The organism is Streptomyces sp. NPDC020747, from assembly GCF_044334695.1.
Taxonomy (GTDB): Bacteria; Actinomycetota; Actinomycetes; order Streptomycetales; family Streptomycetaceae; genus Streptomyces.
In genome coordinates, this window is sequence record NZ_JBIRTJ010000035.1 from 1 (window position 1) to 21,705 (window position 21,705).

The window sequence follows — 21,705 nt, forward strand, 5'->3', positions numbered from 1 at the left end:
TGAGTTGCCTACGTGTCACACCCAGCGTCCTACCAGGTCCCGGCCCCGCACGGGACCAGAACCCGAGATTGATCACGACCTCACACAGGCCCTAGCCGGCGTGCTGACCCATGCGGGCGAGTCGTACTTCGCCTACACCGGCGAGGAACAGCGCCTGGCGGCGAAGAACGAACGCGACACCGCCGTCGCCGCGGCAGAGCGCCTGCGCGCGGCCGGCCTGCTCGTGGCCGCTGTCAGCGTCGGCTCCACCCCCACCGCCCATGCGGCCGAAGACCTCACCGGCGTCACCGAACTGCGCGCCGGCAACTACGTTTTCTTCGACCTGGTCATGGCCGGCATCGGCGTGTGCGGTATCGAGGACCTCGCCCTGTCGGTCGTCGTCACCGTCATCGGCCACCGCCCCGAACATGGCTGGGTCGTCACCGACGGCGGCTGGATGGCCATGTCCCGGGACCGCGGCACTTCCGTCCAGGCGCAGGACCAGGGCTATGGCCTGGTCACGGACCTGGACGGCAGCCTCGTCCCGGACCTGGTCATGACGGCCGCAAGCCAGGAACACGGCACCCTCACCACCCGCGACGGCGGCCGCCTGCCCGACCTGCCCGTCGGCACCCGCCTGCGCATCCTGCCCAACCACGCCTGCGCCACCGCCGCCCAGCATCACGGCTACCACGTCATCGACAGCACCCGAACCACGAACACCGCACCGCAGATCCAGGACATCTGGCAGCGCGTCACCGGCTGGTGACCAGCAAGTGCACCGGACCAGCCGCCCGGTCAGCGGATACGGGGCAGGGCCTTGTGCGGGTGCGCGGCGTGTACGCACTTCACGGCGATGCTGGGATGGATGCCGAAGAGGCCGACGAGGTGGACCGGATCGGCGGTCTCCCGGGCCTCGTCCAGGATGCAGTCGGCACATACCTGCCGTGGCAGCAGCCCGATCTGGTCGAACGCGGCCCGATCACGTAGTCCCGGCACGCCACTGCTTCCTCACGGGACTCCGGCAGAACGGTGCGCCAGGCGGCGAAGAACTCCCGCATGGCCCGCAACGAGGGCGGCACTCGCAGTCCGAAGTCACCTCGGTGGCGCGGCCGGTTGAATGGGTCGACCGGCGACTCCACGACGGCCCCGTACAGCCGATGGATCTCCCCGGCGTACCGCTCCTCCAGGAACGCGAAGTACGCGTCGATCTTGCTGATCTGGGGCGATGTGGATACCCACGGCCTCACCATCCTGGACCGGCTGCGTCAGACCTTCGCACACACAGTCGATCCTGATGAACCGGCCCGCCCTCCTGGAGCACCGCGAGCAGTGGGTGAAGGAAGATGCGCCCACCCACCGGCCGCTCGGTACGCTCACACGGGACGAAGCCGATGTCTACGACAGCCTCGTGGACGGCGAGTTCGGCCCGAACGTGCGACTCGAACAAGAACGCGTGCGGTTCCACCTGCTTGAGGACGTCCTCAACGAGCTGTGAATCACCGTCTCAGCGGCACTTCGTCAGAGATCGGCCTGGGCCGCGGCGCGTGCAGCTGCGCCAGTCGGCAGGACAGCGACTGCAGCAGATCATGCGCTGGGGCAGCACCAGCACGGTGCCCGGATAGCCGCCGTCGGCGATGGTTGTGGTCGTGCCGACGGCGGCTTTCGCGCCGGACTCCTCCCATGCCTTGCAGTCGTTGCGGTTGCCGGGCAGGGGCCGGCCGACCACGACGACGAGCCGAGAGTCGGCATCAATGACCACTTGGTTGTTCGTGGAGTACCGGTAGTTCTTGGACTGCTCGGCGATGGTGTGGTCGCGGGTCGGCACCAGGGTGCCGTCCACGATGAGCACGGTGTCCTTGCGGAACCGCTGGCGTGGCCGGAGCGCGAGCGACGGGCCGAGGTCATTGATGATTCGGTCGGCCGCGGACTTCGAGATGCCGAAGAGCGGAGCGAGCTGTCGCATCGTCAAGTTCGTTCTCCAGTACGACGCCACGAGCAGCACCCGATCCTCCAGCGGAAGACTCCACGGGCGGCCCTTCCGGACCGGGTCGGCACCTTCTCGGCGAAGCGCGGTCACCAGCTTCCCGAAGAACGCGGGCTCAGCCCCGTGAACGGGGCTATCCAGGTCGGCTCCGAAGCCGTGATCACGCCACGCACCCCAAGATCATCCCACCTGTGACTGCAGTTACGAGGCAGCCCTTAGCAGTGGTATCCGTCCGGGCACTCCGGGAACAGCACTCCGAAGAACAAGAAGAAGAGAATCGGCACACTGGACAACGCGGCCATGATCAGGAATCGCCCGCGTGTCTCTCGCCGGTCCCCAACCTGAGCCACCACGAATCCCGCTGTCGGCGCAAGGGCGGCAGTGAACAGGGCCATCAGGCCGAACGCCCAGCCGATCTCTCGTCTCACGTCCGGCAACCCCATCGCATACGCGATCGCCGGGGTGAACAGGAGGAGGGGCCCAGACGCCCACCACCACGACAGTGCTCTGATGATCCGATCCGCTCGTGCCGGCGCCAGGCCGGTCGACCTCGTTCCGCCGCGACGGCTTTCCGGAGCGATCCCAGACGATGACATGTCCGCATCGTAGGCGGCTGAGGGGACATGAGGCCGTCTCGGGCCTTGACCTTCCCGTGAGACGTCCCAAAGTCATCCCCTGACCAGCAGTTACGGGACTTCCCAATGCTGATGTCAAGCCGCCTCCGCGACGGGGAGTGGGGGCTCGTAACGCTTTCTGCCACGGAGCATCGCCCACAGAACGTTGACGCGTCGGCGGGCGAGGGCTAGCAGAGCCTGCTTGTGTCCCTTTCCCTCGCTCCTCTTCCGCTGGTAGTAAGCCTTGGACGCGGGGCAGGACTTGAGGCTGGCCATGGCCGACAAGTACATGGTTCGCAGCAGGCCGCGGTGGTAGCGGCGAGGTCTGCGCAAGTTGCCGCTGACGCGGCCGGAGTCACGAGGCTGCGGGGCCAGGCCGGCGAAGCCGGCCAGGCGGTCGGCGCTGCCGAAGGCGTCCATGTCGCTGCCCGTCGCGGCGATGAACTCGGCGCCCAGCCTTGCCCTCATGCCGGGCAGGCTGCGGATCACCTCGGCGCCCCAGCTTGACCAGCTCGTCGTAGCGTTTCCGAGTCACACTCCCGATCATCTCGGACATCGGGACACCACCCCACAGGCCCAGGTGCGGCACCCTGTTCATACCGCCAACTGCCCTGGCAGCCCGTCACTAGGCACCATCCGACCGCCACATGCCGTCGAACAGGGCGCACGCCCTGCTATGGGGAGCGCACTATCTCTGCAGGATGCGCCGCCTCACACCCCGCTCTCCCCAGTGCGCCGTCCGTGCCAGGCCCGTTTGCGACACCGGGGAGAGCAGTACATGGCTGAGACAGGGCGTTCGACGCCGATCGTCCAGGATCGGCCGCACTCGGGGCAGTTGGCTGGCACCCCGGCCCTCACCGCCTCGGTCCTCGCCCGCGCCCGCCGCATCCGGCGCCAGTGCCGCGACCGGCACGCGGACGAGCAGAACACCGCCGTCGTCTTTACCGCCGGCATCAGCGGACCACCGCACCCACGGCACAACCTTGGCCCGGCTTCCTCATCAGCGACCACGACCAGCCGTAGCCGGGGCACCCTGTCTTTGCCCATGCTGCCACCGTAGGGCGAGACCCGATGACCGCCCAGCCGTTGTCGCGACGGTCAGCAATACGGTGGCTGGTTGGTCAAAGAGGCAGCCACTCGCGTCCACACGCCGAACAGCCGATAAAGGCTGGGCAGGGTGCCCTGCGCCTGGACGGTCCGCGCGTCTGCCAAGGTGACCACTGGAATGCCCAGGAGCGTCGAGGCGACGGAAGCCGACTGCCAGCGGACTGTGAGGACGGACAGGTCCGCGGGGACTTCTGACGCCTTCGGCACTGTGGAGAGACTGGCAGCGACCGCTTCCTCGATTGCCGCACGCGCTTCTTCCGCCGGTCGTAGATCTGCCGCGAACCGGTCCCGCGCATACTTCACGGCCACGGTCGTCACCGAGGCGTCCCATTCCGTCATCTCTGTGCATGCACAGTCGTCAGCGGTGAGGACCGCCACCGGAACGCCGATGGCGGCCGCGGTGGCGTGGGCCAGGCCGATCTAGCCCACGGGCCGGCCGTCCAGCCACATGTCTTCGATTTCGTGCCCCATGAAGCTGTGACTCAGTACGCCGAGCGTGCCGGCCCGCGAGTGGTAGCCGACGCAGATCACGGCGTCGTGCTCGGGGGTGAGGCCTTCGACCATGAGCATCTGCTTGGGTTTGCCGCGGATGAGGCGGGCTGCCGGGTGCAGCGACTCGGGCAGGATGTTGCGCATCGGGCCGTGTGCATCGTTGACGGTGATATCTGTGGCACCGGCTGCGACGGCGCCACGGACGGCGGCGTTGACGTCCTCCGCCATCATCAGCCGTCCACGCTCGTAGTCCCGGCCGCCGGGCTGGACATCATCGACGTCCACAAGCCCGGTGATGCCTTCCATATCCACACTGATGTAGATCCGCACTGCACAGTCTCCTCAAGCTTGATCGCTTAGGAGATGTCCGCCGCTCTTCCTATGGTTCCTGCACCAGTTTGCGACCAACTACTTTCGGCCTGGACGATACGGCTCTTCAAGCACCCGACCTGCACTGAAGTGCTACTCGATGTGTCATGCAAGGCTCAGACACAGCTTCTTACCGCGCTGCCGGGCATCGTGCTGCTGCGAGGCCTGCCTAACAGCCGCCGTTGGCTGTACGTCTTCCTGGCGGTTGTACTGGCGGCAGGCGGTGTCACCCTGGGTTTCTTCCCCGGATCTGGTGAGACGGCCGACGGCGGGACCGACTACCACTCCTTGGGTGCCTTCGCGGCGTTGCTCAGCGGCAACGTGCTCTTGATCCTCCTCGGAAGCGTGTACCGATCCTTGGGCTTCTCCCGCCGGTTGGGGATCGGCCTGAAGGTGGCCGGCGTCTACGGCCTGCTGTCGATCCCGGCCTACATGGCTGTACTTGCCTCGGAGACCGGGATGCTCATCGGTCTCGTCGAACGTGGCATCGTTGACCCGTTCCTGATCGGCTTCCTCGTCGTGGGAGCGGCACTGCGCAGAACCTGATCAGGAAGAGGCCTGGCACCGACCTCAGGTGATGTCGATCCTTCGGGCCGTTCGCGCGCGGTCGTCACGGGTGAGCCACCAGTTGTTGATCATCGACCTCGCCGGTCAATCGGTGAGGTGCGCGAGGTGGTTGGCGTACTGGTCGAGCATGTCGTCACGAGCCGGCCAGGGGAAGTCGGCGGTGGTGTGTAGCAGGGTGACGTAGCCGTGCAGTGCGGTCCACAGGAGAGTGGCGTCGCGCTGCGGGTCGGTGCTGGTGGAGTTGCCTTCCTCGACGCAGGCGGTGACGGCTTGCACGAGCATGGCGAACGCGTCGGCGCCGGGCATCGTGTCCACCTGTTTCGGGGGCAGCAGGCCGGATTCGACCTGGCGCAGGACTGTCACCTTCTCCTGGCTGAACAACAGGTTGTAAAGCCGGGGGCTGTCCACGGCGAAGGCCACGTAAGCCCGGCAGAGGGCGCGCAGCCGCGCCACGGCCTTGTGGCCTTCTGCTCTCGCGTCCTTCAGAACAGAGAGCAACTTGTCGAACGCCAGGTCGATCACAGCCGCCATGACGGCGTCGAGGTTCTCGAAGTGCGAGTAGATCGAGGGTGCCGTGATGCCGGCCTGGCGGGCCACGCCCCGCAGGGTGATGGCGGAAGGGTCGGGGGTGTCCTCCACCAGGCGGAGGGCGGCGTTGACGATCTCCGTGCGCAGTTCACCACCCGACCCTCGGGGATTGGGCTGGCGCTGGTGTTCCGCATTGTCCATACCCTCACTTTACAACTGTTTGGCCACGCGGTACAGTTCACCTAACAGGTGTTCAGTGATGAGGTCAGACGACAGGAAGTCTGACGCCGCGATCCACACATCGACTCCCACTTAGGGATGCATTTCCGCTGAAGCTCGCTCAAATTCTGAGAAAGGTGAGAAAACTATGAAACACACCGGAGTGGTGACCCTGAACGTTCCCGCCGACCGGGTCGATTTGGAGGGCTGGCTCTTCACGTTGTCCGACGCCGAATACCAGGCCTGCGCGCGGGGACACCGTGCCGCGGGGACCTTCGTGCAGGACGGCGTCCGAGGCAGTGTCAACGTCGAGGCCATCGGCGGACACCTGATCGTCCAGCACTACCAGGAGGTCTCGGCGAAGCCGTCCCGCGTGGAGATGCTGTCCAAGCGCAGCCGCGTGTACCTGTTCCACCTCGTTCCGGCGACCATCCAGGTCCGCTGGACGATGACGGTCCAGGCGTCCTCCGAGGACACCTCGGAGTTCCGCTGCACCGTCGAGCTGACCATGCCCCCTCTGCTGCGGTTACTCGGAGCAATGTCCTTGCTCGGCTTCGCCATTCGCGCTCACACCGTGGAAGAAACGAAGCTCTTCGGTGACGACATCGTGCGCAAGATTGGAATGGCGCATCGCTCGCCGGGTGAATAGTCGGGAAGGCCGAGGTCCACGTTGCACGGCGGAGGTCGGCCCCGGCTTCGAGGTTCAAACGGCGCGTCGCGACGGACCGCTGGCGAGGCCCAGGACCGAGCTGGCCGTCGGCCACATCGAGAGGTCAGGGTTTCGACGGCGAATCAGGCTTGCTCGGCTGACTGTGAGACTGCAGTTCGGCCAGCGCCTGGTGATGCCGGTCCTCAAGTCGGTGGACACCAGAGGCGTCGAGCGTATTCAGGTAGTCGCCGAAGGTGACGTTGTCGATTGCCAGATTGCCGATAACGGACAGGAACGCGTCAGGCAAGACCCGGAACGTCCGACCGGGTTCCTCGAGGACGTCGATCAGCAGCAGCGAGCGCTCAGTGGAGGAGAAGGTAACGCGGTCCGCTATGACGAGCACCGGGTAGCGGCTGCCCTCTGGGACCAGCGCCATCAGTTCGTGCACGGACAGGTCTTGATGACTGGGTTCGGTGACGACTGTCACCCAGTCGTCACCGGTCTCGTCCAGTAACTCCTGCCATGCTTCATCATCAGTGAAGTCGGCGCGCAGGAACGGCGAAAAGTCGGTCTTGGGTAACCATGCGGCGGTCACGCGTCCTCCTCGGACGTCGGTACAGAGGCTACTGGGCTCAACGTGTTCGATAGCGGGTCATCCGGTACGGGTTCTTGCCGATCCAGTGACTATCCCAAGAGGACATTTGCTTGGGGTTCGGCACTCGGATCGGTTCGTAGCCCGGCTGACCTGCCAGGGCTTCCCGCAAAACGGTGATTCAGCAGGTTGCCGCGTCGATCATGGCAGATCTTCCTGTCTTCGAACGGGGTCGACCGTGTTTCTGGCCAATTTCGTCCTGGGCCTCGCGGCGTGCCGACGGGAGTTACGGGCTTTCGTAGTACTGCGCGTACCCACCATGGAAAGTCGCGGCAACATCGTTCACCTTCCTCGGTTTCACGTTCCAGCGTCGTCCAGCGCGAGGACGGAATGGAAAGATCTTCACTTCATTCCTTCCGGCGCCCAGCAAGGACGCCCTCAAGAAGATGAGCATGGAGGTCCGCTCCTGGCGGCTCCACATGCACATCGGCTACACCCTCGGCGAGTTCGCGCGATGGCTCAACCCCATCATCTGCGGCTGGATGCAGTACTACGGTGCCTTCTATCGCACCGAGCTGTATCCCCTCCTCAAGCGCATCAACTACTACCTGATGCGCTGGGTCCGCAAGAAATACCGACGGCTGAAGACCTTCAAGAATTTCCACCGGCGATGGAAGCAGGTCACCACCGCGTACCCGCTCTTCTTCGCCCACTGGAAATGGGTCCACTCGATCTGGTGATCAGGACCATAGGAGCCCGGTGACGGGAGACTGTCACGCCGGGATCTGTAGGAGCCCGGGGGTGAAATTCCCCCGGGCCACCCGACCGACCGCCTTCTTCGCGAAGGAGAGCGACCGGTGAGCAGGATTTGCCGGTTTATCCATGCGGAGAAGGCGAACTACACGGGCACACTGCTGTGCAAGGTGATGAACACCGCCCGCTCAACGTACTACGCATGGGTGGCCGGACAGAAAGCCCGCGAAGCAAGGCGGCGGGACGACGAGGCCCTGGCTCACGAGATCACGGTGATCCACCTCGCGTCCCGGCACAACTACGGCGTCCCGCGCGTCACCGCCGCGTTACCCCGCCAGGGCCGGCTGGTCAACCGCAAGCGGGTGGAGCGGGTCATGCGGCAGCACGGCATCGCCGGGAATAGTCGGCGCACCGGACGCCGCAGTCTGACCAAGGCCGACAGCAAGGCCGCCCCAGCTCCCGACCTGATGGGCCGAGACTTCACCGCCACCAGCCCCGGCACGAAGATCGTCGGGGACATCACCTACATCCCCACCGCCGAGCGCTGGCTCTACCTCGCCTCGTGGCTGGACCTGGCCACCCGGGAAGTGATCGGGTACTCGATGGCCGACCACCACCGCGCCGAACTCGTCGTCGACGCCCTGGAGAGGGCTGTCGCGCTGGGCCGCCTGGAGCCCGGCTGCGTGATCCATAGCGACCGCGGATCGGAATACACCTCCATCCAACTCCGCACCAGACTAGGCGAGTTGGGGCACAGGCAAAGCATGGGCCGAACCGGAAGCTGCTTCGACAACGCCGCTGCGGAGAGCTTCTGGGCCGTCCTGAAAGAAGAGATCGGCACCCGCTTCTGGACCGACCGGGCCACCGCCCGAGCCGGCATCTTCGACTTCATCGAGGGACCCCGTTGCCCAATTGCCTATGCGGCGAGGTCAAGGGCGGCGAGGTGCGATGTTCGAGTGGGGGCGAGCGGTTGTCCAGTCCACCAGGCATCGAGTCGGAGCAGGTTGACGGCGGTGGCTGTGAGGACGTGTGCGAGAGCGGTCTTGTGTAGTCCTGTGAAGCGGCTTCTGCGGGTGCCGGCGGCCGTGACCGCCTGGTGGATCGTGCCTTCGATGCCGGAGCGGATCGCGTAGACGGCCTTCCATTCCTCAGTGGTCTGCTCGGCTCGAACACGTTCGAGGACGGCGTCTTGATCTTGTGGGCGGACGGTGAGCTGTCGACCGTAGCGTGTCGAGTTGGTGCACTGCCTGCGGGAGGGGCAAGGTGCGCAGGTCTCGGTGGCGAAGCGGATGCGGATCGCGGATCTCTGGTTGTTGTCGAGTCCCTCGGTCCAGTAGCGGCTGTGCGCGCCGGCGGGGCAGATTGCCCGGCGAGCGTCCCAGCCGATGCTGAATGACGCCTTGTCGTAGCCAGTTGCCTGGACTGTGCGGCGGGTCATGGGTCGGACCGGGCCGATGACGCGGACACCTCGCTGGCTGGGCGCCGTCAGCAGGAGCTCCGCGGAGATGTACCCGGCGTCCATCAGGTGTTCCCCCGGCAGCAGCCCCTTGGCGTCGAGCTGGTCGTGGATCTCGTCGACGACCACGGGGTCGCCGACCGTGGCGTCCGTGGTCACCACATGGGTGATCAGGTGCGGTCGGCCGGCCTCCTTGGCGTCGCAGGTCTCGGTGAAGTGGACCTTGTAGCCATCCCAGGCCGAGCCGCGCTTGACGGCGTTACGGGAGTCGGGATCGTAGGTCGAGGTGATCCGGGCACTGCTGGGCGGGAGCTCGTCCTTCCCCCGCCAGGCCACCTCCTGCACTCCGTCCGTGATCGTGCGCTGGAACTGCTGGAGCCACACGGTCCGCAGGATGCCGACGGCCGGGACCTGCGGTAGCCAGGCTGGGGCGCCGGCCGCGAGGGCCGCTTCGAGGAACTGATAGCCGTCGGCCGCGATGCGCCAGGTCACTTGAGTCCGCTCGCTCTCGTCGCTCGGCAGCCGGTAGGAGTCCACTCGGGCCCCGTACTGCTCTTGCCAGCCCCCGGGCATCCAGGAGGCGAGCCACTCGGGTGCCGCGACGGCAACCGCCTCCAGGGCGGCCCTCAGGGTCTCGCCGACGAACTCCAGGCGGTTGAGATTCCTCACCGCGGCGAGGATGTGGGTGGAGTCCGTGCGCTGCCGGCGTGGGAGCGAGCAGGGGTGAGTCGTGGCGGTTGGCGCCGGCCAGGACACGCCCCAGTGGAATGCCGTATCCGTCCGTCATGCCCGAGCGTTTCAAGCCCTGTTTGCCGCGGTCGACCGGTGACCGGCCTGCGGCCTCGCCGCCTCCGGGCGCCTTGGTGATCGAGCCGTCCACGGCGATGTGATCGAGAATGAGGCCGACGATCCGGTCGTAGGACTCCAACGCGATCTGCTTGAGTCTGGCGAACATGCCGAGTCGGATCCACTCGTCGCGGCGGCTGCGGATCGTGGTGGCCGAGCAGGTCGTGTCGGCGATCGCCTCGTAAGAACAGCCGAAGCGCAGAAGTTGCAGGAGTTTGTCGAAGATGACCCGGTCGCTGATACGTCGGCGGTGGCAGCCGAGCGGATGGTCCGGGTGGAACTCCGGCCGCTCCGGAAGCAGGACCGCGAATTGGTCCCAGAGCGGTTCTGTCAGCCATGACGGCAGCGCGGGCACAGGTCTCCCCAGTGATCAGGAAACGTCGCGACCCCATGATCGCCAGGTCCTGTGCCCGTCCCGCTGCCGGGGCTTCCAACCGCGCCTATCCGCGCGACCTCTTACTTCACCGCCTGCGACGACGTCATCCTCGCGGCCGGCTACCGCATCGGCGTCATGCGATCGACCTTTCCGTGCCGCGACGCGGGCGACGTGCCTGTCGCGCCTGCGCACGGCGGGTGCCTGCCGAGCGGCGGTTCCGGTCATCACCACCACATGAGAACCTGCGTGAGATCTGCTAGTCTGAATTCAGACTAGTTCGAAAGGCTCGCTAGATGAATGGCGGAAGACTGGTGCCAGGATCCGATCCGTCGACTGGCTGGTTGCGCGGAACATTGGAACTGGCCGTGGCGGCTGTGCTCGCCGAGGCTGATCTGCACGGGTACGCGGTGGTGCAGAGGCTTGCGGAACTGGGCCTCGGCACTGTGCGAGGTGGTGCGCTCTACCCGGTTCTCGGCCGGATGGAGACCGCCGGCTTCGTGGAGGCGGAGTGGGTCGCCGGACAGGGCGGCCCCGGTCGCAAGACCTACCGCCTCACTCCGGCGGGCCGGGCACGGCTGGACGAGGAGGCCGTGCTCTGGCGGGACTTCTCCGCCGCGATGGACCGACTCCTCACTATGAGAAAGGACGGGACGTGACGATGACGTACGCCGTTTGGAACGACCGAGCACGACTGGAGCTCGCGCTGCAAGGCGTGACCGCCGACCTCGCGGACGAGGTGCTTGCCGAGGTGCGAGAGCACTGCGCCGACAGCGGGGAGCTGCCGGAACAGGCGTTCGGTGCTCCCAAGGACTTCGCTGCCGGGATCGCGGCGGAACGAGTGCCGCGGGCCTCTCAGGCAAAGCGTGATCGGAACGGCACGACGGTGTCCGAAGCGTGGTCCGCGGTGATCGCTTCCGTCGGGTTGGTCACGATCTTGGCCGGTGTAGTCCTGTGGCTGCAGAAGGGGTTGTTCGTCCCCTTCACTCCGGCAGGGCTGGCAGGGGTTCCGATCGGTTACGCCGCAATGGTGTGCACGTTGCAGGCGCTCGTGATCGCACGACCGCTCGGAAAGTCACGGACCGTGGTACCCGCGTTGATCGTCGCGGGCGTGCTGGCGGTGATCGCGGCGTGCGCGTTCGTGCTTCTGCCGCGCGACGTGGTCGCCTCCATTCCCGCGCCGCTCCTGCTGGGCGCAGGCGTGTTGCTCGCCTTCTGGGCCTACAGCCGCGGGACCAGTGTCGAACTGCCTGACGTGCCTCGGAACACGGAGGAATGGCTCGCCGAGCTCCACGGCCTGTTGGAGGGCCGCCACGACGTGGCCCGTGCCCGCGCCGGCGACCTGGTGCGGGAAACCGTGCAGCACCTGTCGGCCTGCGGTCGCACGCCGCAGGAGGAGTTCGGGCCGGTGGACCAGTACGCGATGATACTCGCCCAGCAGCACCCCGTCGCCTCCCCGTGGTGGCGAAGTGAGGCCACTCGTCTCTGGCTGCTCGTCGGCCTCGCCGGCAGCTTTGCCGCCTCGGCCGTGCTGAGCAACCAACCGGCCTGGTTCATCGCCGTTGCGGTGGCCACCTTGGTTGGTTCGATCGGGCTGCTGGTGCGTGGGGCGCGGTGAGGTCTGGTTCGTCGGGATGCCCTTGTCGCTGAGGCCTGGGCCCCGCAGGTACATGTACGGGGAGCGGTTTCGTGCGACCCGGCGCGCTTGTCCACGGGTGCCGTCCGCGGTTCCGTGAACAATGGAGATCTCGATCTTGGTGCGATCGACCAGGCAGGCGCTGTAGCGCGGCGGACGCAGCAGGTCTTCGACTCGCTCTGCACGGGCGTAGCGCTTGACCGTGTTCAGCGCCCAGCCCGGCCGCCGCGCGCACTCGATCAGCCCGGCACCCTCGGCGAGCAGGTTGTGCACGGCGGCGAACCGCTCCCGCGTGCGTGCGGCCGGCGCGGATCCTTCCGGGCTGGGTTGGTCTTCGACAGCAGGGTGTAGGTCCTCATTTGGAATGTCACGTTCCGCAGCAGGGACCTGGGCCGTTCCAGGTCGTCTCATTCAGGGGCCACGTCATTCCGGCTCACGATCTTGTCCTCAGGCGATGCGATGTCCGAGAGACCTGCGACGCACACCGGGTGGCTGAGCCCGGTGCGTGGCAACCGCTGGCGGTCAGGTGCTGATGGTGGCAGCGGGGTCGACGTGGTAGTTGCGGGCATAGCCGTTCTCGGTACCGACGAGGATGTCGACGACCTCGAAGTAGCGGTCCCAGAACGGGGTTTCGCGCAGTGCGTCGATGAGGAGCTGGTAGGCGTGGTGGTCGTCCGCTTCCCAGACCCAGACGTCGGTGACGCGCGCGGAGTAGAACTCGGTGTCGTAGAAACGTGACCGGACTCCGGTGGTCCTGGACTCGATAGTGGGGATGACCTGGGTGGTGAAGGCGTCGATCCGCTCCGGGACGGTCAGTGCGAGCCACTCCGGCGTGGTCTTGACGAGTATGAACGCGGTGACCGGCGGTTCGGTTTCCTCAACAGGCATGATGGTTGTCTCCCAAGTGGCGGGTGGTCTGACGCCGTGGGCGCCCGGTGCGATGGCGAAGGGGCTGGTGGCTCTCAGGGGAGGACGGCGGGCTTGAGGGTCTGGGCGCACCAGTGCTCGAAGGTGGTGGGACCGGCGGTGTCCGGGGTGCGGGTGACTCCGGCATCGAGGCCCTCGTCCTTGGCCCGCTTCATGTCGGCGATGCCCTGCACGAACGCCTCGTCGAGGCCGTAGCCGACGAGGGTGGTGCGCAGTTCGTCGAGCGACTGGCGTTCATAGCGGACGGGGCGGCCGAGTTCCTCGGTCATGATGCGGGCCAGGTCATTGGGAGACAGGTCCTGCGGTCCGAGGACCGGGACGCTGCCGGTGCCCGTCCACGAGCGGTCCAGCAACAGGCCGGCGGCGACGGCCGCGATGTCGGCGACGGCGACGAGGGGCGCCTTGCGGTCGGCGTCGACGACGTCGGTGAAGACGCCCTTGTCGCGGATCGAGGCAGCCTCCTCCAGGAGGTTCTCGAAGAAGGACGGGTTGGCCAGGGCCCGGTAGGCGACGCCCGTGCCGGCCAGAAGGTCGTCCATGGCCAAAGAGGCGGTGACGAGTCCGGCGCAGCCGGCGAGCGGGGTGCCGCGGCCGAGGGCGGAGATGCCGACGACGTGGCCGACCCTGTGGGCGGTGAGCGCCCTCGCAGCGGGGCGGGTGAAGCCGGTGTAGGCGTCCTGCGGGGTGAGGGAGGCGTCCGGGGGGACGAGCCAGAAGACGGCGTCCGCGCCCTGGAAAGCCCGGTCGACCACCTCGGCGTCGCCGTGCGAGCCGGTGATCACCTCGACGCGTCCGCGTGCCGCGTCCGGCAGCCGTGCGGGATCACGCACGATCACGCGCAGTTCCTCCCCGTCGGCGGGGGCGGACTCCAGGAGCCGGGTGAGCAGGTGGCGGCCGATGTTCCCGGTGGGGGCCGTGATGACGATCATGAAAACCTCAAGAGTCCGTGTCGGATCGGTACGCCCATCCTGGGGAACGCCACGGTGATGCCACAATGGGAACTTCAGCAACGAGATATTGCCTGAAATGGAATTACGCTGGTGAACAGCCCACATTCGGCCCTTGACGCCAACCTCGCCGTCGCACTGGACGCCCTGCTGACCGAGCAGAGCGTCACCCGCGCCGCCGCCCGCCTGCACACCTCCCCCGCCGCCATGAGCCGCACCCTCGGCCGCCTGCGCCGCACCCTCCAGGACCCGCTCCTCGTACGGGCCGGACAGACCATGGTCCCCACCCCTCGCGCCCTGGCTCTGCGCGACGAAACCGCCGCAGTGGTGCGTCGCCTGGAATCGCTGCTCAGCCCCGGCGAAGGAGCCGACCCCGCCACCCTGAGCAGCACCTTCACCCTCCAGACCGCCGACCTGGTCGGTGCGGCGCTGGCCCCCGGACTGCTGCACCTGGCCCGGCAGGAGGCGCCGGGCGTCTCGTTCCGGCTCCGGGCCGAGGAGTTGGAGGCCGGTCCGGCCCTCCGCGACGGCCGGATCGATCTGGAGATCGGATCCATCGACCACGTGGACGCGGAGACCCAGGTCGAAGAACTGGCCACGCTCCGGATGGTGGCGGCCGTCCGCCCGGGGCACCCCCTCGCCGAAGAAGCCCTGGACCCGGCGCGGCTCGCTGCCGCCGAACATGTCGTGGTCAGCCGACGAGGCCGGTTCATCGGCCCTCTCGACAGCGCCCTGGCCGAACGGAACCTCCACCGGCGCGTCACTGCCGTCTTTCCCAGCCACCTGGCGGCGATGGCCCTCGCGGCCCGCAGCGACGTCGTATGCCTCGTCCCCGCCGCACTCCCCGGCAACCCCGAATCACCACTCACCCACACCGCCACCGCCCTCGGCCTGCGCCTCCTCGACGTACCCCTGTCGCTGCCGCCCCTGACCATCGGCATGGCCTGGCACCCCCGCCACACAGCCGACGGAGCCCACCACTGGCTCCGCAACGCTGTTCGCCGCACACTGCGCATACCCGGGACCACCTGACGTGATCTCAGAGGTGCGGCATCGGCTGACAGCGGCCGGTGGTGGGGCGACGGGCGTCGCATAGGCCGAGACGGGGATCAGCACTACGACGGGTGAACGATCAGACGGGAGTTCGTCTCACCACGCTGTCCCTTGGGCCGGACAAAGGCCACGGTCAATGAGAAAGGGACACGCGAAATGCGGGCCTACACAGGGGGAGGGGGCGACGATGGCCTTCTCCGCCGCGGCGGCCACGTTGTGCCCGCAGATGCCACCGGTCACTGGCTTGCACCGCCTGCGGCGACCTGGCGGATCGCCTTGGCGTAGGCGGCCGAGCCGTCCCGGGATATCACCCTCCAGCCCGGGATGTTCGCGCAGCAGGCCGCGAGAGTCGCGGCTTTGCGATCCGGCAGTACGTCGATGCGGCGATGAGTGACCGCGTCGATCAGCACGGTCGCGTACTTGCGGCCCCGCGCGATCGCGAAGTCATCGACACCCACTTCGGGATCGGGCAGCGCGTGCACCAGCCCCAGCAACGTTTCCCGGCTTGCGGCAAGCCCCAGCTTGGCAGCCGGTGTCGGCGTCGGTTGAACCAGGATTCGAGCGACGCCGAGAACTTGTCGGTGAAATGTTCGCATGGACTGATGGACCGCTGTGAGGCGAGGTCCATGCGAGGCTGTCTGCATCAAGAGCTCTGCGCCGCATCGGAGAACGGATGCAGCCGGGGGAGTGGGGCAGGCGGGTGCGCGCCTGGCGGTGCCGCGGTGAGCCGCATGCGCTCTGTGCTGCTTGGGGAGGTGAGCCATCGTCAGATCTCGAGCATGGAGCTCCAGTGCGCTACGCCATGCACTCGGCAGTGCCCCCTGGAGCAAGCGCTCGCGATCCTCGACGCGCGCGGGAACACCGCTGGCGGCGAGAACACGACTTTTGCCGGGATCGGCGAGCAACGCTCGTACAACCACCTGGAACGCGAGCGCGCCCAGGTCGCCACCGCGGTCGTATTGGACGACGCCGACTCGCGGCGGTTCATGTCAGCACTGCGCGACACGACGGCCCGGAGGAACTTCTAGTGGCGGCCGCCCAGAAATCTTCCCAGCCATGCGCGGCCGGCCCTTTGGCCAGCTCCCTTTCCAGCAGGGCGAACCGTTCGTCCGACAGTTTCGGCAGTTTCGCGGGTCCCTTCGACTTCAGACCCTCCATGCCGCCTTCACGCCAGGCCCGGCGCCATTGCTCCACCGAACGCTCGCTCACCCGCAGGTCCTTGGCGATGTCCGAAGTCCTGTCACCTCGTGCGAACCTCTGCCCGGCCTCCAGCCGGATCCCTTCACGCACGGCCCCCCGCTCAGCAGTCAGGCCCCCACCATCCGCGTACCGCATAACACCGGCATACCGCAGGGATCACCCAACGTCACCACCCGAAGGCAACCCGAAAAGGTCAGTAGCGGTAGTTCGTTAAATCCGGCGGTAGAGGTCAATGCCGTGTCCGGTGGTGACTGCGTCGATCAGGGCCTGGAGTTCGGAGGGTGGGTCCTTGTCCGTCCAGGCTCGCCACCATCGGTTGAGAGTGACGGCGGGGGTGAGCCAGGAACGGATCGCCCGTAAGGCCCTGGGCCAGCAGGGCTGTTGGTGCTGGTGGGACGTGGCTGAGCCCCCTCTCTGGCCCCTCGTTGGGGCACGGGTCCGGCGCGGCGGCATCCACTGGGCCGGGTGGGGCGAACCATTGGTCCCAGCAGAAGGAGAAGGCGCAGTTCACCAGTGTCTGATGTCGGCGGATGGCGCGGTCGGAACGGACCTGGAAGTCGGCCCAGCCGAGTTCGTCCTTGACCTGCTTGTAGCTCTGCTCGATCCACGGCCGCAGGCCGTAAAGGCGGACGATCTCGGCGAGGTCGGCAGGCGGATGCGGGCTGGTGGCGGCGTGGGGCGCATCGGGGTGGGACAGGTTGTTGGCCAGGTGCCAGGTGGCCTTCTCCGGCAGGGTGGCTGGATCGGTGGTGGCCACGACCAGCCGGCAGGATGAGTCGGGGCCATAACCGCCCAGTCGGGCGTCGGCGGCCCACCAGGTCTCGGTGTGCCCGTCGCGGAAATGACGCTCCACCGGTGTCCAGTCACCGGGGTGGTCGGCGTTCTTCCAGGTCAGAGCGTGTGCGGCGTCGATGGGGGTGTGCGGCTGGCCGGCCGGGGCCCATGTGCCGCGATGCGGTTTGAGGGCTACCACGTAGGCCAGGCCGGCCGCCCGCAGCGCTAGATACCAGTCATCACTCACGGAGTAGGCGCAGTCGGCGACCACCGCCCGGCAGCCGAAGCCCGCCTCCTTCCCGCGGACCGCCAGAGCGGCGGCCAGCTGCGGTTTCGTGCGGAAGGCCGGGTCGGACCGGGCGCGGGCGAAGTGGTGGGCGGGGGTGTAAGGAGTCGCGTGGAGCGGGTAGTACACGCGGCCGTCGGTCCACACTGTGGTCACCGTGACGATGCCGTTGTCCGTCTTGCCCAGCCGGCCCAGCCACTGCCGGCCCACGTTGGCGGTGGCCGTGCCGGCCTTGCGGTCCCCGGAATCGTCGATCACGATGACCCCGCCGTCGTGCGGAGCCGTCGCCGATTGCTCACGCAGCAGCTCGAGTCGCCGGTCGTTGACCTGCTCCACCTCCCAGGGAGACTCGGACAGGAAGAACTGCAGCCGCTGCACCCCCGGCATCCCCGCGCCGGCCACCGGCTCCGCCCCTGCCAGGCAGGTGATCGTCTTGTTCCGCTCCCGCGGCGCCAGCAGCCCCGTCAGGTACTCACGAAAACCCCGCCGCTGAGCCAGGCTGAAGAAGAGATCGTCGAACCGGGCCGCGTACTCCTCCAACGGCCCCGGCGCAGGCGGACACGGACGGCGAGCAGTCATCTTCAGCCCCCAGCCGAGCAGTTGACTCCTACCACCGGCCTACGACCAACCCGCCTCACCGTCAACCCACACCACCGCCGGATTTAACGAACTACCGGTAACCAGCGGCTTCACGAGCCGAGGTCGCAGGGCAGGCGTACCGGCGAACTGGCCGGCTCACTGACTGGGCGCTCGACGCGCGGCATCAGGACGATGAGGAGGAGGCCGGCAGCTGCGCCTGCTAGCACCACACGCCATCGCACATCTCCTTCGAGTGCAGTTCTTCTGAAGGGACTGGCTGACCTGGGAAGTTGTGACTTGACAGGAGCGAGGAGATGCCGGATGAGTTCGCTGATCGAAGAGTTGCATCGGCGTGAAGAAGCGGCCCGCGAGGACGCGGACGAACTCCGCCGGGAGATCGCGGAGTTGAACGAGCATATTGCCCGGGCCGAGGACCGCTTGGCGAAACTGGAGTTCGCCCGGGAGACGGTCGCCAAGAACCTCGGCGGGACCAGCCCGGAGAGTGCCGAGAGTGATCAAGTCCGGTGGGAGACCCCCGCGTCGGATCCGGAATCAGCCTCCTCGCGATTCGGGCGCAACTCTCCCATCGGGGTACGGACGGTGCCGCCGTGGAGTGTGAGCCTGGATGTCTCGGTGCTGCCTCGCGCTTACCAGAACCTTTTTCCGGCTGGGGTGAGGGTTGTTCGGGATGTTCGCCGAGCCAGTGACCGCGTACGTCACGTGCTCGGTTGCCGACCGCTGCCGTGATGTTCGCCATGTTGGTGGATGGGTCGGCTCGGAGGAACTGTGGTGCGAACGCTGTCGGTCGGACAGCTCAGGGCGCAGTCGGTACGGCATGGCGATGGCCGTGAGGCGCACACCATCTTCGACTCGGTGCGAGGAGTGCACGGCGGAGCGGACCGGTACCTGGCCGACTACGCGTGTACGGGGTCGGATCGGACGTACGCCTACCTGCTCGTCGATCACCTTCGGTGGCTGGAGCAAGAAGGGCTGACGCCGCAGGACGTCGGGTTCGGTGACCTTGAGCGGTACATGGGGGCGATCGGTGCGAAGATCGCCGGGCCGTACGGTCGCCCGTGGCGGGTGGGGAAGCGGCCGTACGGCAACGACGCCTTGCGCGGCGCTGCGGCGTGCCTGAAAGGCTTCTATCTGAAGCAGGCCGAGTTGGGCGTCAACACCGAGCTGGTGGGGGCGCTGAAGCTGCACCGGATGCCGACCCAGCGGGATCGGGACCGGTCGCTCCTCGGGCATCTGCAGCGGAGCATGCAGGCGAATCCGCTGGCGCCGAAGTCGGTTCGGCGCCAGCACAAGAAGATGCTGCCGGACGGCGCGCGGGCGGTGTTGCTGGATGAGGTCAACCCCTTGCGGGGTCGGCTGGTGGTGGAGTGGCTGAGCGACGGCGCGTTCCGTACCGGTGAGATGTGCGGCCTGCACTTGTGCGACCTGCACCTTCGGGAGGAGGCCGCGTGCGGGGAGTGCCGTGGTCCGCACGCCCATGTCTGCCATCGGGACGGGCTGGTCAGCGGGTCCGCGCCAAGACGAAGTGGGAGTGGGAGCTTCGTGACGGAGTGATCCACGGCGGGCTGATCAAGCGAGTCCGCACAGGCCGCTGCCGGTGAGGGGCCGCGCTGGCGCCGTCTGCTGGCGCACTCGCTGCCCCCGCTGATCGTGGCCCTGCTCACCGGCCTTTTCGGTGGGCGGCGGCTGTCTCCCTGTCGTGGTGTGGCTGCTCGTGGCGGCGGCTTGTGGCAGCTGCGCCATCTGGGGCGCCTGGCGCGCGACGTACGCCCCCGGAGGGCGCACTCCTGACCCGCCCCGTCCTGCAGCCGGTCAGATCGGCGACGATGCGACGGAGGCCGGGCCGAATGCCGCGGTGTGCTGTTCCAGGCCGCTGAGGATGAGCGCAAGGCCCGCCTCGAATGCCGCCTCGTGATCCAGTACCGGGAAGTCGTCCGGCAGGTCCTCGCCGTCCGGCGAATCCGTATCCGCCTGCTCCTCGAGCACGCAGCCGACCGTGTAGCGGCCGGCGGCCAGCATCGCCATCTGCGCCTCCCGCTCGGGCACGCCGGAGGAGACCAGGAAGGCCATCTTGCGGCGGATCCGGTCGAGGTCGCCGGTCGGAGTGGTGCCGGCGTGCAGCCGGGCGCCGTCACGGCGCATCAGCAGCGTGCGACGGAAGCTGCGGAAGTTCTCCAGGAACCACGCACGCCAGTCGTCCTCGGGGGATGGCAGCGGCGCGTTGGCGTGCGGGGCCATGGCCGCCTCCGCCATGGCCGCAAGGAGATCCTTCTTGGTCCGGAAGTGGTAGTAGAGCGACGGCTGCTCGACGCCGAGGCGCTTGGCCAGCCGCCGGGTGCTGACTGCTTCCAGGCCGACGTCGTTCAGCAGATCCAGCGCCTCTGTGACGACGGTCTCACGGTTCATCTTGGTCACATTGACATTCTATCGCTGATAGAAGACTATGAAAAGGAATCAATCACCGATAGATTTTGGGGTGGTCGAACGTGACGATCAAGATCGCGAAGCGTTCATTACGGGTCCTCGTCGCCGGTGGTGGCGTCGCCGGGCAGGCGCTGGCCTTCTGGCTCACCCGCGGCGGCCACCAGGTGACGGTCGTTGAGCGCTTCCCGGCGCTGCGCGCCTCCGGCGCACAGGTCGACCTGCGCGGACAGGGCATCGAGGCGGTCGAGCGCATGGGCCTGCTGGAGACCGTGCGCAGCCAGCTGGTGGACGAGGCGGGCGTCGCCTTCGTCGACTCCTGCGGCAAGCCGAAGGCGACGATCATGGCGAACACCTCTGGCAAGGGACGTCAGACACTGACCTCCGAGTACGAGATCATGCGCGGCGACCTCGTCCGTATCCTGTATGAGGCGACCAAGGACGACACCGAGTACGTCTTCGGCAAGAGCGTCGACGGGTTCGACCAGAACGCAGAGCGGGTCACCGCGCACTTCTCGGACGGGACCTCTGGCGAGTACGACCTGCTGATCGGCGCGGACGGGCAGGGCTCACGCATCCGGCGGGCGCTGCTGCCGGAGGGCTTCGACCCGTACTGGCGGGTGGGCATCCACATGGCCTACTGGTTCGTGCCGCGTATGGCCTCCGACACCAACATCCGCGACACCTACATGGTCCCGGGCGGCCGGCAGATCATGCGGCGCAGCCACAACGCGACCGAGACGCAGGTGTACTTCGTGATGCGCGAGGAGTCGGCGGAGGCGTCCGCGATCCACCGCGCTCCCGTGGAGCAGCAGCAGAAGTTCTGGGCAGGGCGGTTCCGGGACGCCGGCTGGCAGACCGACCGGTTTATCGAGGGCATGAAGGACAGCCCGTTCTTCTACGCTCAGGAGGTCGCCCAGGTGCGGATCGACAGCTGGTCCAAGGGCCGGGTGGTCCTGGCCGGGGACGCCGCGCACTGCGCATCCCCCTACAGCGGCATGGGGATCTCCGGCGGTCTGGTCGGCGCCTTTGTCCTGGCCGGGGAGATCAACCGGCATGCGGACGACCTGCCGACCGCACTGACGAACTACGACCGCGTCCTGCGGCCCTTCGTCGACGAGATCCAGGGCGGGGTCAAACCCCGCATCCTGCGCGTGTGCATGCCCATGAACAAACACGCCATCAGCGCCTTCCAGAACACCACCGCGCTGGCCTGCTTCTTCCACATCCCCGACCTTGTCGCGCGGTTCTCCAAGGAGGACCGCGGCGGCGACTGGCAGCTGCCGGCCTGCGCCGGCACCCTCGCTGCCTGAGCTGCCTGAGCTGCCTGAGC

20 protein-coding genes and 7 pseudogenes are annotated in these 21,705 nt (G+C 67.3%); 13 read left to right on the forward strand and 14 right to left on the reverse strand.

Features of this window, described 5'->3' with window-relative positions; all coding sequences use genetic code 11:
* Positions 1 to 748 (forward strand): annotated as a pseudogene (locus ACH4YP_RS47085) (DSD1 family PLP-dependent enzyme); the annotation flags it as partial.
* Between the two features lie 29 nt (positions 749 to 777).
* Here ACH4YP_RS47085 and ACH4YP_RS47090 read toward each other — a convergent pair.
* The gene (locus tag ACH4YP_RS47090; protein ID WP_398497664.1) at positions 778 to 978 is read right to left on the reverse strand and encodes a hypothetical protein; all 201 of its coding nucleotides are present in this window, start codon (positions 976 to 978) and stop codon (positions 778 to 780) included.
* Between the two features lie 60 nt (positions 979 to 1,038).
* On the opposite strand from ACH4YP_RS47090, the pseudogene ACH4YP_RS47095 reads away from it, so the two are divergent.
* A pseudogene (locus tag ACH4YP_RS47095) lies at positions 1,039 to 1,477 on the forward strand (Wadjet anti-phage system protein JetD domain-containing protein).
* Positions 1,478 to 1,570: 93 nt separating this feature from the next.
* Here the strand turns inward: ACH4YP_RS47095 and ACH4YP_RS47100 are convergent.
* Positions 1,571 to 2,139, reverse strand: a pseudogene (locus ACH4YP_RS47100) (transposase family protein); the annotation flags it as partial.
* 537 nt (positions 2,140 to 2,676) lie between these two features.
* Positions 2,677 to 3,075: pseudogene (locus ACH4YP_RS47105) on the reverse strand (transposase); the annotation flags it as partial.
* A 283-nt stretch (positions 3,076 to 3,358) separates the two neighbouring features.
* Here ACH4YP_RS47105 and ACH4YP_RS47110 point away from each other — a divergent pair.
* Entirely contained in the window at positions 3,359 to 3,640 is a 282-nt protein-coding gene (locus ACH4YP_RS47110) for a hypothetical protein (protein ID WP_398497666.1), read from the forward strand.
* Positions 3,641 to 3,678: 38 nt separating this feature from the next.
* Here ACH4YP_RS47110 and ACH4YP_RS47115 read toward each other — a convergent pair.
* Positions 3,679 to 4,509, reverse strand: a pseudogene (locus ACH4YP_RS47115) (M55 family metallopeptidase).
* 33 nt (positions 4,510 to 4,542) lie between these two features.
* Between ACH4YP_RS47115 and ACH4YP_RS47120 the strand changes: the two are divergent.
* Positions 4,543 to 5,094, forward strand: a complete 552-nt coding sequence (locus tag ACH4YP_RS47120) for a hypothetical protein (RefSeq protein WP_398497668.1) — start codon at positions 4,543 to 4,545, stop codon at positions 5,092 to 5,094.
* Between the two features lie 105 nt (positions 5,095 to 5,199).
* Here ACH4YP_RS47120 and ACH4YP_RS47125 read toward each other — a convergent pair whose 3' ends face one another.
* The gene (locus ACH4YP_RS47125) at positions 5,200 to 5,844 is read right to left on the reverse strand and encodes a TetR/AcrR family transcriptional regulator (RefSeq protein WP_398497669.1); all 645 of its coding nucleotides are present in this window, start codon (positions 5,842 to 5,844) and stop codon (positions 5,200 to 5,202) included.
* Positions 5,845 to 6,010: 166 nt separating this feature from the next.
* On the opposite strand from ACH4YP_RS47125, the gene ACH4YP_RS47130 reads away from it, so the two are divergent.
* Positions 6,011 to 6,511, forward strand: a complete 501-nt coding sequence (locus tag ACH4YP_RS47130; RefSeq protein WP_398497671.1) for a hypothetical protein — start codon at positions 6,011 to 6,013, stop codon at positions 6,509 to 6,511.
* A 124-nt stretch (positions 6,512 to 6,635) separates the two neighbouring features.
* Here the strand turns inward: ACH4YP_RS47130 and ACH4YP_RS47135 are convergent, their stop codons facing one another.
* Positions 6,636 to 7,106: a DUF6924 domain-containing protein gene (locus ACH4YP_RS47135; RefSeq protein ID WP_398497673.1), complete on the reverse strand. Its 471-nt coding sequence runs from the start codon at positions 7,104 to 7,106 to the stop codon at positions 6,636 to 6,638.
* Between the two features lie 443 nt (positions 7,107 to 7,549).
* Here ACH4YP_RS47135 and ACH4YP_RS47140 point away from each other — a divergent pair, with 443 nt between their 5' ends.
* Positions 7,550 to 7,843: a group II intron maturase-specific domain-containing protein gene (locus tag ACH4YP_RS47140; RefSeq protein WP_398497674.1), complete on the forward strand. Its 294-nt coding sequence runs from the start codon at positions 7,550 to 7,552 to the stop codon at positions 7,841 to 7,843.
* 117 nt (positions 7,844 to 7,960) lie between these two features.
* A pseudogene (locus ACH4YP_RS47145) lies at positions 7,961 to 8,740 on the forward strand (IS3 family transposase); the annotation flags it as partial.
* Positions 8,741 to 8,772: 32 nt separating this feature from the next.
* Here ACH4YP_RS47145 and ACH4YP_RS47150 read toward each other — a convergent pair.
* Together ACH4YP_RS47150 and ACH4YP_RS47155 are read right to left on the reverse strand one after the other, a co-directional pair.
* The gene (locus tag ACH4YP_RS47150) at positions 8,773 to 9,981 is read right to left on the reverse strand and encodes a transposase (RefSeq protein WP_398497676.1); all 1,209 of its coding nucleotides are present in this window, start codon (positions 9,979 to 9,981) and stop codon (positions 8,773 to 8,775) included.
* A gap of 37 nt (positions 9,982 to 10,018) precedes the next feature.
* A pseudogene (locus ACH4YP_RS47155) lies at positions 10,019 to 10,513 on the reverse strand (transposase); the annotation flags it as partial.
* 362 nt (positions 10,514 to 10,875) lie between these two features.
* On the opposite strand from ACH4YP_RS47155, the gene ACH4YP_RS47160 reads away from it, so the two are divergent.
* Both ACH4YP_RS47160 and ACH4YP_RS47165 read left to right on the forward strand, forming a co-directional pair.
* A complete protein-coding gene (locus ACH4YP_RS47160) occupies positions 10,876 to 11,190 on the forward strand; it encodes a PadR family transcriptional regulator (RefSeq protein WP_398497678.1) in 315 nt (104 codons plus the stop codon).
* Positions 11,187 to 12,149 (forward strand): hypothetical protein, encoded by a 963-nt coding sequence (locus tag ACH4YP_RS47165; protein ID WP_398497680.1) that lies wholly within the window; start codon positions 11,187 to 11,189, stop codon positions 12,147 to 12,149. Before ACH4YP_RS47160 ends, ACH4YP_RS47165 begins: the two co-directional genes overlap by 4 nt.
* Before the next feature lie 540 nt (positions 12,150 to 12,689).
* Here ACH4YP_RS47165 and ACH4YP_RS47170 read toward each other — a convergent pair.
* A complete protein-coding gene (locus ACH4YP_RS47170; RefSeq protein ID WP_398497682.1) occupies positions 12,690 to 13,055 on the reverse strand; it encodes a darcynin family protein in 366 nt (121 codons plus the stop codon).
* Between the two features lie 74 nt (positions 13,056 to 13,129).
* Entirely contained in the window at positions 13,130 to 14,023 is an 894-nt protein-coding gene (locus ACH4YP_RS47175) for an NAD(P)H-binding protein (protein WP_398497684.1), read from the reverse strand.
* Positions 14,024 to 14,134: 111 nt separating this feature from the next.
* On the opposite strand from ACH4YP_RS47175, the gene ACH4YP_RS47180 reads away from it, so the two are divergent.
* On the forward strand, positions 14,135 to 15,073 hold the full coding sequence (locus tag ACH4YP_RS47180; protein WP_398497686.1) for a LysR family transcriptional regulator: 939 nt from the start codon (positions 14,135 to 14,137) through the stop codon (positions 15,071 to 15,073).
* A 257-nt stretch (positions 15,074 to 15,330) separates the two neighbouring features.
* On the opposite strand, the gene ACH4YP_RS47185 is transcribed toward ACH4YP_RS47180, so the two are convergent.
* From ACH4YP_RS47185 to ACH4YP_RS47195, 3 genes are all read right to left on the reverse strand, one after another.
* The gene (locus ACH4YP_RS47185; RefSeq protein WP_398497688.1) at positions 15,331 to 15,690 is read right to left on the reverse strand and encodes a transposase; all 360 of its coding nucleotides are present in this window, start codon (positions 15,688 to 15,690) and stop codon (positions 15,331 to 15,333) included.
* Between the two features lie 388 nt (positions 15,691 to 16,078).
* The gene (locus ACH4YP_RS47190; RefSeq protein WP_398497690.1) at positions 16,079 to 16,429 is read right to left on the reverse strand and encodes a helix-turn-helix domain-containing protein; all 351 of its coding nucleotides are present in this window, start codon (positions 16,427 to 16,429) and stop codon (positions 16,079 to 16,081) included.
* A 94-nt stretch (positions 16,430 to 16,523) separates the two neighbouring features.
* Positions 16,524 to 17,933: an IS701 family transposase gene (locus ACH4YP_RS47195; RefSeq protein ID WP_398497691.1), complete on the reverse strand. Its 1,410-nt coding sequence runs from the start codon at positions 17,931 to 17,933 to the stop codon at positions 16,524 to 16,526.
* 321 nt (positions 17,934 to 18,254) lie between these two features.
* Here ACH4YP_RS47195 and ACH4YP_RS47200 point away from each other — a divergent pair, with 321 nt between their 5' ends.
* Both ACH4YP_RS47200 and ACH4YP_RS47205 read left to right on the forward strand, forming a co-directional pair.
* Complete coding sequence (locus tag ACH4YP_RS47200; RefSeq protein WP_398497693.1) at positions 18,255 to 18,680, forward strand: hypothetical protein; 426 nt, start codon at positions 18,255 to 18,257, stop codon at positions 18,678 to 18,680.
* A 42-nt stretch (positions 18,681 to 18,722) separates the two neighbouring features.
* Entirely contained in the window at positions 18,723 to 19,505 is a 783-nt protein-coding gene (locus ACH4YP_RS47205) for a hypothetical protein (RefSeq protein ID WP_398497695.1), read from the forward strand.
* A gap of 258 nt (positions 19,506 to 19,763) precedes the next feature.
* On the opposite strand, the gene ACH4YP_RS47210 is transcribed toward ACH4YP_RS47205, so the two are convergent.
* Positions 19,764 to 20,357, reverse strand: a complete 594-nt coding sequence (locus ACH4YP_RS47210; RefSeq protein ID WP_398497717.1) for a TetR/AcrR family transcriptional regulator C-terminal domain-containing protein — start codon at positions 20,355 to 20,357, stop codon at positions 19,764 to 19,766.
* 80 nt (positions 20,358 to 20,437) lie between these two features.
* Between ACH4YP_RS47210 and ACH4YP_RS47215 the strand changes: the two genes are divergently transcribed.
* Positions 20,438 to 21,685, forward strand: coding sequence for an FAD-dependent monooxygenase (locus ACH4YP_RS47215; protein WP_398497697.1), 1,248 nt, complete (start codon positions 20,438 to 20,440; stop codon positions 21,683 to 21,685).
* Positions 21,686 to 21,705: the final 20 nt, after the last annotated feature.

Bases quoted from the DNA above. Each gene is read 5' to 3' on its own strand.
- ACH4YP_RS47110 (WP_398497666.1), top strand. From the start codon at position 3,359: ATGGCTGAGACAGGGCGTTCGACGCCGATCGTCCAGGATCGGCCGCAC.
- ACH4YP_RS47210 (WP_398497717.1), bottom strand. From the start codon at position 20,357: ATGAACCGTGAGACCGTCGTCACAGAGGCGCTGGATCTGCTGAACGAC.
- ACH4YP_RS47185 (WP_398497688.1), bottom strand. From the start codon at position 15,690: ATGCGAACATTTCACCGACAAGTTCTCGGCGTCGCTCGAATCCTGGTT.
- ACH4YP_RS47195 (WP_398497691.1), bottom strand. From the start codon at position 17,933: ATGACTGCTCGCCGTCCGTGTCCGCCTGCGCCGGGGCCGTTGGAGGAG.
- ACH4YP_RS47140 (WP_398497674.1), top strand. From the start codon at position 7,550: ATGAGCATGGAGGTCCGCTCCTGGCGGCTCCACATGCACATCGGCTAC.
- ACH4YP_RS47130 (WP_398497671.1), top strand. From the start codon at position 6,011: ATGAAACACACCGGAGTGGTGACCCTGAACGTTCCCGCCGACCGGGTC.
- ACH4YP_RS47175 (WP_398497684.1), bottom strand. From the start codon at position 14,023: ATGATCGTCATCACGGCCCCCACCGGGAACATCGGCCGCCACCTGCTC.
- ACH4YP_RS47200 (WP_398497693.1), top strand. From the start codon at position 18,255: ATGAGTTCGCTGATCGAAGAGTTGCATCGGCGTGAAGAAGCGGCCCGC.
- ACH4YP_RS47125 (WP_398497669.1), bottom strand. From the start codon at position 5,844: ATGGACAATGCGGAACACCAGCGCCAGCCCAATCCCCGAGGGTCGGGT.
- ACH4YP_RS47170 (WP_398497682.1), bottom strand. From the start codon at position 13,055: ATGCCTGTTGAGGAAACCGAACCGCCGGTCACCGCGTTCATACTCGTC.
- ACH4YP_RS47120 (WP_398497668.1), top strand. From the start codon at position 4,543: ATGTCCGCCGCTCTTCCTATGGTTCCTGCACCAGTTTGCGACCAACTA.
- ACH4YP_RS47190 (WP_398497690.1), bottom strand. From the start codon at position 16,429: ATGCGGTACGCGGATGGTGGGGGCCTGACTGCTGAGCGGGGGGCCGTG.